Raw genomic sequence first — 13,600 nt, 5'->3', positions numbered from 1 at the left:
AATCTGTAAACAAACGGTATGAATAGTATTCACCTACAGCAAACACTTCCCCAAGTGTTTGCTGACCGTAATTCGGTGACCTCAGACGTATGGCATCAGGATCTTATCTTCCGGAAAGGAGAAATGTACCTGATTGAAGCTGCTTCCGGCACCGGAAAATCGTCATTGTGCAGCTATATCTACGGCTACCGCAACGACTATCAGGGGATTATCAATTTCGATGAAACCAATATCAAAGCATACTCCGTGAAGCAATGGGTCGACCTGAGAAAACATTCACTGAGTATGCTTTTTCAAGATTTACGCATCTTCACCGAACTTACCGCTTTTGAGAATGTGCAACTGAAAAACAACCTTACCGGATACAAAAAGAAAAAGGAAATCCTTCGATTTTTCGAGCAACTGGGTATCGCAGATAAAACAAACGCCAAAGCCGGTAAACTTTCTTTCGGGCAGCAACAGCGTGTCGCCTTTATCCGCGCGCTCTGCCAGCCGTTCGATTTCCTGTTTTTGGATGAGCCTATCAGTCATTTGGACGATGACAATAGCCGTATCATGGGAGAACTCATTATTGCCGAAGCCGAAAAGCAAGGAGCCGGAGTAATAGCGACTTCCATCGGCAAGCATATAGAATTGCCTTATCAACATATTCTCAGCTTATAAAAGAAATGGCTATGCATTATCATAAAGTAATTAGGCACGTATTAAAATTATTAAGTATAAAACAATGAATACCCTTGTCTGGAAACTTCTCCGCCAACATATCAGTATCGGTCAACTAGCCGGTTTCTTTTTAGCCAATCTATTCGGTATGATGATTGTATTGCTCAGTGTGCAGTTTTATAAAGATGTAATCCCGGTATTCACCGAAGGCGACAGTTTTATGAAGCAAGACTTCATCATAGCAACAAAGAAAATCAGCACACTCGGCTCCTTTGCCGGAAAGAACAACACCTTTACTGCCGAAGACATCGCCGACCTGAAAAAACAGCCGTTCACCAAGGCCATAGGAACATTCACTCCTTCCCAATTCAAAGTATCGGCAGGACTGGGAGTGCGGGAAGCAGGTATTCATCTCTCCACAGATATGTTTTTCGAATCGGTTCCAGATGAATTTGTTGACATCAAGCTCGACAAATGGCACTTTGACGAAGAGACTCATACAATCCCTATCATCATCCCCCGCAACTATCTGAATCTTTATAACTTCGGTTTCGCCCAAAGCCGAAGCCTGCCTAAACTATCGGAAGGATTAATGGGTCTTATCCAAATGGACATTATGATGCGCGGCAACGGACGGGTAGAACAGTACAAAGGAAATATTGTCGGTTTCTCCAACCGCCTGAATACCATCCTTGTTCCCCAAGCCTTTATGAAATGGGCCAACGAAAATTTCGCCCCGAACGCGGAAGCACAGCCTGCCCGATTGATTATCGAAGTCAACAATCCGGCAGATTCTTCCATTGCCAGCTATTTCCAAAAGAAAGGATATGAAACGGAAGACGGAAAACTGGATGCCGGAAAAACGACATATTTTCTCCGCCTTATCGTAGGCATCGTATTGGGAGTCGGTTTATTTATCAGCATCCTTTCATTCTATATCCTGATGCTAAGTATTTTCCTATTGCTGCAAAAGAATACGGCCAAGCTGGAAAGCCTGCTGCTGATTGGATACAGTCCCGGCAGAGTAGCATTACCCTATCAGTTACTCACAGTAGGACTGAACACTATCGTACTCGTTCTATCCATCGGACTGGTCTGCTGGCTACGCAGCTACTACCTTGACAGTATCAGGCTACTTTTTCCGCAACTGGAAACAGGCACCTTATGGGCAGCCATCAGCATGGGCATCCTTCTATTCATCATAGTATCGGTAATCAACATACTTGCAGTCAAAAGAAAGATACTTTCCATCTGGATGCACAAGGCATAGATGCAATAATATTGCAAAAGTTTATAATATCATACACATTCAGTATTGTTTCGATAAATCCTTTTTGCGTTCTCGAAATAAGTGGTACTTTTACGCAGTTTTCACAAAGACATATATGATATGAAAAGCAAGACTACGTTCCTTACAGATAAAGGTTTGAAGGTTTTCTTTGCCGGAATATTTTCAAGCCTGTTTACGTTATCTGCATCCGCACAAAATATGCAGGATACGATTATTGCGTATTTCAATCTCCTGAAAAATGTACCTCAGGAAAAGTTGTACCTGCATCTTGACAAACCATTCTATGGAGCTGGAGAGAAAATATGGTTCAAAGGATATTTGGTAAACGCAGTCACACACCAAGATAACACACAGAGTAATTTCATCATTACAGAACTCATCAATCGTTCCGACTCCATCATAGGACGGAAAAAGATTCGCAGGGATTCCTTAGGCTTTCACAATGCCTTTGCTCTCCCGCCTACCCTTCCCGCCGGCGATTATTACCTGCGGGCATACAGCAATTGGATGCTCAACCAAGAACCGGAATTCTTTTATTCACATAACTTGAAGATTGGTAATTCTATTGATAACACCATCGTTTCGAATATTGAATATCAGAAAGAAGACGAAACGCATTATACCGCTAAAGTCAAATTCGCAAGTAATATCCAGGAAGCTTTTAAAAACACCACCGTTCACTACCGTTACATTGAGAATGGCAAAGTAAAAGACAAAGGCAAAAGAAAGACAGATGAGAGCGGATTGATTTCCATCTCCTTACCGGATTTAAAGTCCACAGCAACGCGACATATCGAAGTCGAGTTTGACAACCCGCAGTATATATATAAGAAGACCTTTTATCTGCCTTTATTCAACAAGGACTTCAACGTTCAATTCTTCCCGGAAGGTGGCGCTTTATTGGCTGTCGCTCATCAAAACATTGCTTTCAAAGCTCAGGGAACCGATGGCTTCTCGAAAGAAATAGAAGGATTCCTGTTCGATGCCAAAGGGGATACATTGACCGCTTTCCGTTCAGAACATGATGGCATGGGAGTGTTCACATTAAATCCAACCAACGGAAACTCCTATTATGTGATAGCCAAAACCAACGACGGCATCAGCAAACGATTCGACCTGCCCGCAGTAGAGCAAAAAGGAATCGGACTGTCCATATCACATTACAAAAAGGAAATACGCTATGAAATTCAGAAAACGGAGACTACCGAATGGCCGCAAAAGTTATTTTTAATAGCACATACCCGTGGGAAACTAGCTATTCTTCAACCAATCAATACCGACAGGACTTTCGGAAGAATGAATGATAGCCTCTTCACCGCAGGCATTACCCATTTTATGCTCATCGACCAACAAGGAAACGCACTTAGTGAACGGTTAGTCTTTGTGCCCGACCGGAATCCCCACCAATGGCAAATCCAGTCCGATAAACCTACATACGGGAAAAGAGAAAAAGTATCCCTACAAATTTCAGCAAAAGATAATAACGGTAACCCCATAGAAGGCAATTTCTCTATCAGCATCACTGACCGGAGAAGCATCCAACCGGATTCTCTCGCAGATAATATCCTATCAAATCTGCTACTGACTTCTGATTTGAAAGGATATATAGAAGACCCCGGATATTATTTTCTTCATCAAGACCCCAGGACACTAAGAACACTTGACTTCTTAATGATGACTCACGGATGGCGCAGACATCACATAAAAAACGTACTGACTGCCCCCTCACTGAATCTCACTAATTATATGGAAAAAGGGCAAACCATCAGCGGACGAATCAAAGGCTTCTTCGGAAGTAATGTGAAGAAAGGGCCTATTTGTATCCTGGCTCCCAAACAGAATATCATTGCCACTACCACCACAGATGAAAAAGGAGAATTTATCGTGAATACATCCTTCAGGGATAGCACGACTTTCCTCGTCCAAGCGCGTACCAAAAGAGGATTTGCCGGAGTAGACATAGAAATCGACACTCCCAAATACCCGCTTGCTTCGCACAAATCTCCATTCCGCGACGCCACGGCAACTTTCATGGAAGACTATCTGCTCAACACACGCGACCAGTATTATATGGAAGGCGGTATGAGAGTATATAACCTGAAAGAAGTACTTATCACAGGCAACCGTTCCAAGCCCCGTTCAGAAAGTATCTACACGGGCGGAATCAATACTTACACCATCGAGGGAGACAAACTCGAAAGTGGTGGAGCCCAAACCGCCTTCGATGCGGTAAGCAGACTTCCGGGAGTCAGTGTAACCAACGGCAACGAAATACATATCCGCAATAATCCCGAACAACCGGTCATTGTCATTGACGACGTCGTCTATGAAGACGACAACGACATACTGACCATGATACAAACCAGCGATATGTCTAGTCTGAGTCTTCTTCGTGGAGCCGATGCCGCCATATTAGGTTCCCGTGGTTCGGCAGGTGCCATTGTCATTACATTAAAAGATGGAAAAGACCTTCCCGCAAAACCTGCACAGGGTATTATCACGTGCACCCCACTGGGATACAGCGATTCGGTTGAGTTCTATGTACCTGCTTACGATACCCCCGAAAAGAAGAATGCACAACGTTCAGACTTACGGAGTACTATCTACTGGAACCCGTCACTACAATTGGACGCAGAAGGAAAAGTAACCATTGAATATTATACTCCGGACAGCACTGCACCGGAAGATATAATAATAGAAGGTGTGGATAAAAAGGGGAAAGCATGCCGAGTCATACAAACTATAAACAAAGGATGACATACGACCTATCATCTTCACCCTACCGAGCAAGTACAATTCCGTTAAGATGCAATTATCCTTATCTTATCAAGTAAGTATTGTTCTGCTAAGATGCCGCTATCCCTAATTCGCCACAGCCGTGAGAAGAGAAGTCGTCACGCCTGTGGTAAGCTAAAGATAACGGTACCTTGACAGAACAATACCGGCATCTTAAAGCAACGTTACCAGCATCCTAACGTTACTCTGCCGATATCTTGGGGCTGACTTACCTGTATCTCAACTTATTTCCCAAGACACATAAGCTACTCTTCATAAAGAAAACGAGCCGGCGTCCCCGTCTGACTATCTGTAGAAACCCAAACTTGAAACTCTCCGGCTTCCGCCTTCTTCATTTTCGCATTCTGCCAAAATGCTAAATCATCAGAAGTCAATTGAAAACTGACCGTATGAGTTTCACCTACTTTTACAAACACTTTCTTGAATCCCTTCAATTCACGAACCGGACGAATTAACGAAGCTACCCTATCGCGTATATAAAGTTGCACCACTTCACTGGCATCATAATTCCCTGTATTTGTAATATCACAGGTGACAGTTAATGTATCCCCCTGTTTCAGTTTCCCGGAAGAAAGCCTCACATCGCCATATTGAAATGCCGTATAAGACAGTCCATACCCAAAAGGAAACAAAGGTCTGTCTCCCGCATCCAAATGGTAACTGGTAAAACCGATAGACGTCTGCTTGGCCCCGATTTCAATGTCATCCATCAAAGTTATATTACTTGCAGGACGTCCTGTATTTTTATGTGCATAATAAATAGGGACTTGTCCTACCATGCGCGGTATAGTTACAGGAAGTTTTCCCGAAGGGACGGATTTACCAAATATCAAATCGGCTAAAGCCGGTCCTGCCATTGTACCACCATGAAAAGCATACAAAATGCCATCCGCCATTTCCGCTTCCCGAGTAATCGTCAGAGGACGCCCCGCCATAACTATCATGACAACAGGTTTTCCTGTCCGTTTCAATGCTGCCAATAATTCGGTCTGCTTGCCTGGCAAATCAATATCCGCCCTGCAACGTGCTTCACCGGATAATATAGCTTCTTCACCTACAAAAGCCAGTACGACATCTGCCTGTTCAGCAGCCATTACTGCTTTCGCGATTCCTTCTTCACTCTTGTCACGGCTATATTGCAACCCCAGTTCCGCAATTATTTTCACTCGCTTGCCATATAAATCGCGCAAAGCTGCCAAAGGTGTGACAGCCCTTTCCGGCTCTGCATCAAAACACCATGTACCCAACTGGTCAGCCGGAGCATCCGCCAAAGGACCTACTACGGCTATTGTTTTTATGTCTTTCTTTAAAGGCAATACTCCATCGTTTTTCAGCAAAACAGCACTTTCCGCAGCGGCCCTTTTTGCCTTATCCAATGCCTTTTCAGTATAATAAGGCTTCCCTTCAACCTTTGTATAAGGATTGTCAAATAGTCCCAGCCTGAACTTCAGACGAAGGATATTACGAACAGCCTCATCCACTGTTTTTTCACTAACTTCCCCACTCTTCACCAGTTCTTCCAAGTGTTTAGTGTAAGCATAGCCCATCATGTCAATATCTACTGAAGCATTGGCCGCTTTCATAGCCGCTTCTTTTAAATCGGCACAGAAGCCATGGGGAATCATTTGCTGAATAGAGCCCCAATCACTAACCAAAACTCCGTCATAATGCCATTCGTTACGTAAAATCTGTTGATTCAGATAAGGATTTCCGGAAGATGGAATGCCGTTTATATCATTAAAAGAACACATAAAAGTTGCTGCTCCGGCTTTTGCTACGGCTTCAAACGGGGGGAGATAGACATCTCTCAGCAAGACTTCCGGAATCCAGGTTGTATTATAATCTTTACCGGATTCAGATGCCCCATAAGCGGCAAAGTGTTTAGCACAAGCAGCGATACTTGTGGGAGCTGACAAATCCGTCCCTTGAAAACCTTTCACCATGGCTACTCCCATGACAGAAGTCAAGTAAGGATCTTCCCCACAAGACTCGGCGATACGTCCCCAACGGGGATCACGTGATATATCAATCATCGGTGCAAATGTCCAGCGAATCCCCGTAGCACTCGCTTCCACAGCAGCTACCCGGGCACCTTCTTCCGCAACTTCCGGATTCCACGAAGCGGCTTGTCCCAAAGGTATGGGGAAAATAGTCTTAAACCCGTGAATAACATCACGAGCTACGATCAGAGGAATATGCAAACGACTCTCTTCCACAGCTATGCGCTGAAGCTCGTTCACCACATTCACATTCAACTCATTCAAAATCGTCCCGACCTTACCTGTCTTAACTGATTCTTTCATGTTTTTTGAAAGTCCCATGCCTGTCAACTGGTTCATCTGCCCGATCTTTTCCTGTAAAGTCATTTGCGAAACCAGTTCGTCAATTCTCTCCTCAACAGGATTGTTACCCTGACCAAAAGCAGTCAGGGTAAAACAACTCATTGCAAATACAAATATCTTTATTCTCATATACAGCATCATTGTGGCATTGTCATTCCATTGGCAGGAGCAGCGTCGTCATTCGGATGAATCGTTGCATAATAATCTCCCAAAGAAGTCAGTTTACCGTCTTTATCAACTAACATTGAAGTCCACAGGCCTGCCATTGTCGGACTTCCGCTGAACCAAGCATAACGAAAGACTTCATCCATATTCTCATAATCTGTCAGTACCGGCTCTATAAAATTATTACGAATCCACTCTTCTGAGACTTTATTGGTTTCTGGCTTTCCGGACGTCGCGCTGTCATCTCTGGGCGCAAACTCCGTAATCCAAATCTTCTTGCCATAAGTAGAGAATATTTTCTTTACCTGATCTGAATACGTTTTGGGAGATTGCCCCATATAAATATGAAGGGCAATATAATCCATTCGCAGATTCTGGCTTTGCACACCTTTCATAAAGTCATTGAACCATGCAGCTCCGGGCCAGGATACAGCCGGACTTACCAGTTTTATACCCGGGTCAAGCCCGTCCGAAAGTTTCTTCCAGTCTTCCAATGCCTGTTCTACGGTCATATTCCCTTCAGAAGATAAATCCGGTTCATTAAATCCAAGCACATAGAATATCTTTTTCTGGCGATACAAGTCATTCACCATATCAATGTTGGACTGAGTTACGTTCGTATGTCCCCAGAACATCGGAACAAATTCTACATTTTGCGGGGCATATGGGTCCTGACAGCCAGTCAGTCCCCATGTATAATACCAGTTTGCCTTCAGATTTATAATATTCGCCCACCACTGCCCCGTGCTTGTACCCAAGCTAAATCCACAGCCACGCTTATAGATGGTTGCCTTGTTGGAAGAAGTAGCAGTTCCATCTTCATCCGTAAGATCAGTAATCATTTGGTCTTTGGTGCAAGCACTGAATAAGGTCAGTATGCACATGAATGTAAATATCTTATTTATCCTTTTCATAATTCTTCTCATTTACGTTTATAACCAACATTCTTAAGAGACAGTTTTCCATCTTTCCATTCCCAAACAGTCATATCAAAACCTAATGATTCATACCATGACTGGTTTATCTGACTCGGGGTCACTTTTCCACCGTCCAAGCCTGCCGCGTCATCAGTTGCGGAAGAACTTATATCTTCATTGTTCCCGTCGAGAAGTGTGACATTACATGTCCAGTTGTTAGCCAAAGGAGCACCCGGATTGCTGCTCACAGTTGCAGGATTGATAGCAGAAATGCGCTGTACCTTAGCACCTTTTATTGTAGCAGACTCTACCACACAACCGTTGGCGGTTCCATTATTCTGATAGTTTCCATTAATTCCGGAAACAGCCTTACCAGTTCCAACGATTCCGGATATTTCAGCATTGCGAACGATACAGTTAGTAGCATACTTTTTATTAGTACCACATACGCCTGCTGCATTTCCGTTAGAGCCGCTTACCGTATTGCTTACCGAGGCATTTTCAACCAGACAGTTTCGCACATTAACTCCTACTCCGGCAATACCTCCGACATCATTTCCACTCTTCACAGTTCCGGTAAACATACACTCCTCAATCTTCATGTCATTGTTATTGTTGGCTCCGAAAATTCCTCCAACGCCATTAGCTCCGGAAGTAGTAGCGGTAATTGTCATTGAAGAAAGACATCCCTTTATCAAGTCCGGTCCTTCGCCACGCCCTACAATACCGGCGATACGTGTTTTAGAAGCGGTGACAGTCAAAGTTCCTTCCGATGTACAATTGCGTACTATGGCACCACTCCCCGTACCTTTGTTACGACCGGCAATTCCTCCAACCATACCGCAAGTGGCTGTCATATCCAAATTTACATAACAGTTTTCAATAACGCCTTGCGCAATATTATCTCCAACAATACCACCCAGCAAATCACTAGTATGCGTACTAGCTATTTTACCGGATACTTCTATATCACGAATTGTTCCTTGATTAATTCCGGCAATTGTTCCGAAAGATTGTGTGGTGGTAATATCTACACCTACAAATTTAAGGTCATGGATAATACCCTTATTTGTTTTCACAAATCCGGAACTAGCTGTTGTTGCGTTTATCTTCAATCCTGTTACAGCATATCCCTTGCCATCCAAATCGCCTGTAAATTCTGCAACGGGCAGCCACTCACCAGACAGCAGAATATCATTCTGCAAGACAATGTAACTGGAAGGAGCATTTGTCATCATTGCTGCCAACTGTTCTCCATCCGCTACAATATACGGAGAAGCTTCAGAACCATCGCCACCTTCATTCATCCTCTTTGAAGCAATCGTTATCGTCTTCGCCAACGATACGACATTTGAACCGCTTCCGCTCTGCGCCAGTTTCAGTTCAACCGTAATATCACCGCATTCAAATCCACCATTCGTTATATCGGCAGTAATTTTCCCATTAGAGCTATCGTAGGAAATATTCGCGTTTGTGACATTCTCCAATACATTTACAGATATGTCCATTGGAAGAACATCAAGCAATTCGCTAGCCGACGTATCTCCTATAGTGATATTAATCAGCGTTGGGAAATTCTTACCAACTGTCAAAATACGATTATCTTTTCCATCACCGGAAGCAACCAATACGGCAAGATGATTTTCTCCTTTGACAAGCACATCGTCCGCATTACAGTTCTCCAAAGGCACAGCACTGCTGGCAGCCACTCCGGCAACGATGGTACGTCCTGTTACTTCTCCGCCAAAATTCAGATTCTTCACTTCCGCACCGGCACCTACAACTCCGAAGAAAGCTTGTGAGTCACTTGCCGGAGCATTGATATGATATGTAATCCTATGGTTATCTCCATCCAAAGTACCAGCGAACGGTGATTCGGTCGTTCCTACCGGTGTCCAGTTTGCTTCTATTTCTACATCATCCGTGAGAACAAATGCCTTATCCAAACCGAACTTTAATTTGTTCAATCCGTCGGCATCTGATACTTTATAAGGAGATTCCGCCGTGCCCTCTCCTTCTGCGAATGCACTTACGCTGATTTCTTTCACAACCGGTGTACGGGCTCCGAACGATGCTGTAATCTCCAATGTCCCTGACAATAATTCAGCAGTAGGAGTTAATGTCACTACCCCCTGTCCGGTATTCAAATCCTGTGTAATCTTCACATTCAATCCCTGAATTTCGGAAGCCGTAACCGCAGACATAGTAGGCACAACGGTAAACGGAATTTCAACGACTGACTTCATATGGGTGATTGGGCTGGTTTCCATCTGGAATTCAATACTTCCCGAAGGATCCGTATCTTCAAAGATTACAACAGATACCGTCGTCTCATATTTGTTGCCCATATACTCTACCAATACAGGCAAATACATAATTCCCAATTCAACAGGTACGCCCGTAATCCGCAGTTTCACAGTACCGGTTTTACCATCCAACGGCAAAGAAGTTTTCTCAATACGAATGCCATTCACCTCTTCCGAGCTGAAAGTAGCCGTACCACCTGCCGCATTCACATAAGAGATTGAAGCCTGGCAACTGGAAAGCAATTCTGCCCCCTGCACGAAACTGCCTTCTACGCTGTTATGTTCGGTATCCAGCGCAAAAGATATATAGCGGTTCTCTTCATCCTTGCTACACCCTACTAATAAAATAAGACCCAGCAAATATAACAGTATATTATTTTTCATTTCTATCAATTTTAATAGTCAACATTCGCTTAATTGGCAGGAGCCGTCGCCGCTTCCGGGTCAATCCATCCTTTCCGGATCATCACAATCTGACGGGTAGCTCCGTCCGAGCAACTTTTCCATACTACCATCTTATCGTCCGTTATTGATTTTATCTGATAATTAGCACTCCAATCCGTAAAATAGAAAAGGAACCCGCCATTGCCATCCGCTGTTTTAGGCAACAATAAGGAATAATTGCCTGCACCGTCCTTCAAGATAGTCCATGTCATTTTATCGGGCGGAGTACAACGTACAAGATAATCCCCACAACCGCCGGGATATACAGCCGAGATTTTATCGGCCCGGGTAGTTTTCCATGCAGGATCCGTGACCAGCAGAGAATAAATCCCCGCCCCGGCACTCGGGTTTCCGGCAGCAATCGGATTAGAAGCCGCACAACTGGAACCATTGTTCTCATAAATAAAGGCAGCTCCATCCTTGTCTGTCAGCTTGAAAGTTATTTCATCATCATACATGCCGCCACCAGTCTTGTTGTTGGCACGATTCAAATGTCCTGCTATTTGGGCAGACCAATCACCATTCCCTCCATTATTCAAGGGATTTTTAACCAAATGTCCCGGAAGCAGGGAATCAACCACCCATGTTTTTCCAGCTTCATTATTAATGCCACCCGTCAGTTTCTCATAAATCGGGTCGCTTAATAAATCATAATTACTTTTTATGACAGGAAGGACAATAGAAACCGAATTGGTCTGTCCGCCTTGTCCGAAAGCCTTCAATGTAATTGAATAATTACCGGGGAAAGGAAACTCACCTTTCACGGAACTGACTCCGTCAGCAACTACTCCATTTCCCAAATCCCAAAATCCAATCACATCAGCAGGCGTTGTCTTGAAGGTATATGTATTGGGCTGTTCGCCTGGAACAACAACAATCTTCAAATCTTGAATCGGAGCCTCCAGTCCCATCCGGTCGTCCGGTGAGCAACTGCCCAAAAAAGACAAGGCAACTAGGGCGATATATAAATATTTATTTCTTATCATAGCTTTTCTTCTTTAATGGTTAATATCCCGGATTCTGTTTCAATGAGCCTTTCGACTGGCTGATGTCGTACTGCGGAATCGGCATTAATCCGGCTCTCGCCTTATTGTACGTCACACTAAATTCATTCGATTCGCCATTAGTCAGTGTTCTATCGGCATACTCTTGTCCGCGACGAAGAATATCCCAGTAACGGTGTCCTTCCAAAGACAACTCAAAGATTCTCTCGTTATCAATCATATCCAAAGTCAGTTGGTTTTGGGAGATGTTCACACTCCCTGCTCCCATCGCCCTCTCGCGCACACGTTTATAATAATCCAACGCTTTCGCTTTGTCTCCATATAATAATTCCAGTTCGGCTCCCATCAACAGGACATCAGCAAAACGAATCATCGGATAGTTATTCCGGTAATTCAATTCCCGCGTGCCGCCGTAACGAGCGTTATTTGCAATTAGAGGCGTGAACTTGCGGTTAAAATACCCGGTGTTCTGATATCCTTTTGTATAATTGAGCCCCTCTCCGTCATTGTCCCCCACAGCAGCCTCAGCATTGATAAAAGTAGCAAGCCGGCGCGGATCGCTTGAATCGAACCTGTCGAAAAGTCTTTTACTTACAGGAGCGAATGACCAGCCGGAAGCATACAGCCCGCTTACATCGCGCATTCCCCAAAGTACAACCGCTTGATTACCTAAACAGCCTTGCCGGTTACTCCAAGAACCCCATTTTGACAAATCGGTGTACTGAATTTCAAAAACTCCTTCTACATTGTTTTTATTGGCGACATCAAACAAAGGCGAAGTTTTGCCGGCTAAAGTAGCTTCTCTGTCATATGCATTTGGCATCAGGCTGTGCCCGCTGTTTTCTATCACATCTTCAATTTGTCCGACAATATCCCGGGCACTGACTCCGGGAAGTTCATTTTGTTGATAATATCCTGTATAGTACAACCATACTCTAGCCAACAAGGATTGGGCTGCTGCACGTGTAACTCTCCCTTTATCGGCAGCAGCCAGTTGCAAGGAAGAAGCCGGAAGACTGTAGTTTCCTTCTGAATCTTTTGCCTGAATAGCTGCCAACAAATCGTCTGCAATCTGTTTATAAATAATTTCCGGTGCCATTTGTACCTGCGCATAATCGGCAGGAGTTATCGGAGTCAAAATCAAAGGCACATTTCCGAACAGGCGAACCAGATCAAAATAATAATTAGCACGCAGGAACAAGGCTTCCGCTTTATATCGGGCTCTCAAATTCTCTTCTGCAAATTTAATTCCGTCAATTTTCACCAATAATTGGTTAGACCGGTAAATGCCCGTAAAGTATTTATTCCACAACGCTTCCGGTGCCGGGTCATTCACACGCATTTCAAAAGTGTTGATACGTCCCGTGGTAGGAATGTCATTGGCATTGGCACCACCGGCATAACAGGCATCTCCCAAGATCTCGCTTACCACCTCAAAAGCACAGTTTTGCGGACTGCCGGAAGCCGTGCTCGGAGCACTCCAATTCAATATATTATAAGCAGATGTCAAAGCTTGGAAAGCATCCTTCTGATCTCTGTAAAAATTCTCGGTCACCTGTGTCATAGGCGGTTCCAAATCCAACAAATCACCACAGGCAGTCGTAAGCCCCAACGTAAACACCAATATAGATGATTTCAATATATTATTTCTATTCATAATCGTATGTTTTTA

The 13,600-nt window shown here is 44.0% G+C and carries 8 protein-coding genes; 3 read left to right on the top strand and 5 right to left on the bottom strand.

Features of this window, described 5'->3' with window-relative positions:
- Positions 1-18: 18 nt before the first annotated feature.
- From ACGHVY_RS01730 to ACGHVY_RS01720, 3 genes are all read left to right on the top strand, one after another.
- A complete protein-coding gene (locus tag ACGHVY_RS01730) occupies positions 19-663 on the top strand; it encodes an ATP-binding cassette domain-containing protein (protein ID WP_390596732.1) in 645 nt (214 codons plus the stop codon).
- 64 nt (positions 664-727) lie between these two features.
- Positions 728-1,933, top strand: coding sequence for an ABC transporter permease (locus tag ACGHVY_RS01725; protein ID WP_390596729.1), 1,206 nt, complete (start codon positions 728-730; stop codon positions 1,931-1,933).
- Between the two features lie 120 nt (positions 1,934-2,053).
- The gene (locus ACGHVY_RS01720; RefSeq protein ID WP_390596726.1) at positions 2,054-4,711 is read left to right on the top strand and encodes a TonB-dependent receptor plug domain-containing protein; all 2,658 of its coding nucleotides are present in this window, start codon (positions 2,054-2,056) and stop codon (positions 4,709-4,711) included.
- Between the two features lie 284 nt (positions 4,712-4,995).
- Here the strand turns inward: ACGHVY_RS01720 and bglX are convergent, their stop codons facing one another.
- The 5 genes from bglX to ACGHVY_RS01695 are packed head-to-tail and all read right to left on the bottom strand — an operon-like array spanning position 4,996 to position 13,585.
- Positions 4,996-7,194, bottom strand: coding sequence for a beta-glucosidase BglX (gene bglX, locus ACGHVY_RS01715; RefSeq protein WP_390599637.1), 2,199 nt, complete (start codon positions 7,192-7,194; stop codon positions 4,996-4,998).
- 35 nt (positions 7,195-7,229) lie between these two features.
- Complete coding sequence (locus ACGHVY_RS01710) at positions 7,230-8,171, bottom strand: glycosyl hydrolase (protein WP_245208446.1); 942 nt, start codon at positions 8,169-8,171, stop codon at positions 7,230-7,232.
- Between the two features lie 8 nt (positions 8,172-8,179).
- Complete coding sequence (locus tag ACGHVY_RS01705) at positions 8,180-10,864, bottom strand: hypothetical protein (RefSeq protein WP_390596723.1); 2,685 nt, start codon at positions 10,862-10,864, stop codon at positions 8,180-8,182.
- Between the two features lie 29 nt (positions 10,865-10,893).
- Complete coding sequence (locus tag ACGHVY_RS01700; RefSeq protein ID WP_167962862.1) at positions 10,894-11,910, bottom strand: hypothetical protein; 1,017 nt, start codon at positions 11,908-11,910, stop codon at positions 10,894-10,896.
- Positions 11,911-11,929: 19 nt separating this feature from the next.
- Entirely contained in the window at positions 11,930-13,585 is a 1,656-nt protein-coding gene (locus tag ACGHVY_RS01695) for a RagB/SusD family nutrient uptake outer membrane protein (protein ID WP_390596720.1), read from the bottom strand.
- Between the last annotated feature and the right edge of the window lie 15 nt (positions 13,586-13,600).

Origin of the sequence: Bacteroides sp. f07 (genome assembly GCF_042854785.1) — a bacterium.
Taxonomy (GTDB): domain Bacteria; phylum Bacteroidota; class Bacteroidia; order Bacteroidales; family Bacteroidaceae; genus Bacteroides.
Note: the sequence above shows the minus strand (reverse complement) of the source record. Positions and strands in the feature narration are given on the sequence as shown.

Bases quoted from the DNA above. Each gene is read 5' to 3' on its own strand.
- ACGHVY_RS01730 (WP_390596732.1), top strand. From the start codon at position 19: ATGAATAGTATTCACCTACAGCAAACACTTCCCCAAGTGTTTGCTGAC.
- ACGHVY_RS01725 (WP_390596729.1), top strand. From the start codon at position 728: ATGAATACCCTTGTCTGGAAACTTCTCCGCCAACATATCAGTATCGGT.
- ACGHVY_RS01720 (WP_390596726.1), top strand. From the start codon at position 2,054: ATGAAAAGCAAGACTACGTTCCTTACAGATAAAGGTTTGAAGGTTTTC.
- bglX (WP_390599637.1), bottom strand. From the start codon at position 7,194: ATGAGTTGTTTTACCCTGACTGCTTTTGGTCAGGGTAACAATCCTGTT.
- ACGHVY_RS01710 (WP_245208446.1), bottom strand. From the start codon at position 8,171: ATGAAAAGGATAAATAAGATATTTACATTCATGTGCATACTGACCTTA.
- ACGHVY_RS01705 (WP_390596723.1), bottom strand. From the start codon at position 10,864: ATGAAAAATAATATACTGTTATATTTGCTGGGTCTTATTTTATTAGTA.
- ACGHVY_RS01700 (WP_167962862.1), bottom strand. From the start codon at position 11,910: ATGATAAGAAATAAATATTTATATATCGCCCTAGTTGCCTTGTCTTTT.
- ACGHVY_RS01695 (WP_390596720.1), bottom strand. From the start codon at position 13,585: ATGAATAGAAATAATATATTGAAATCATCTATATTGGTGTTTACGTTG.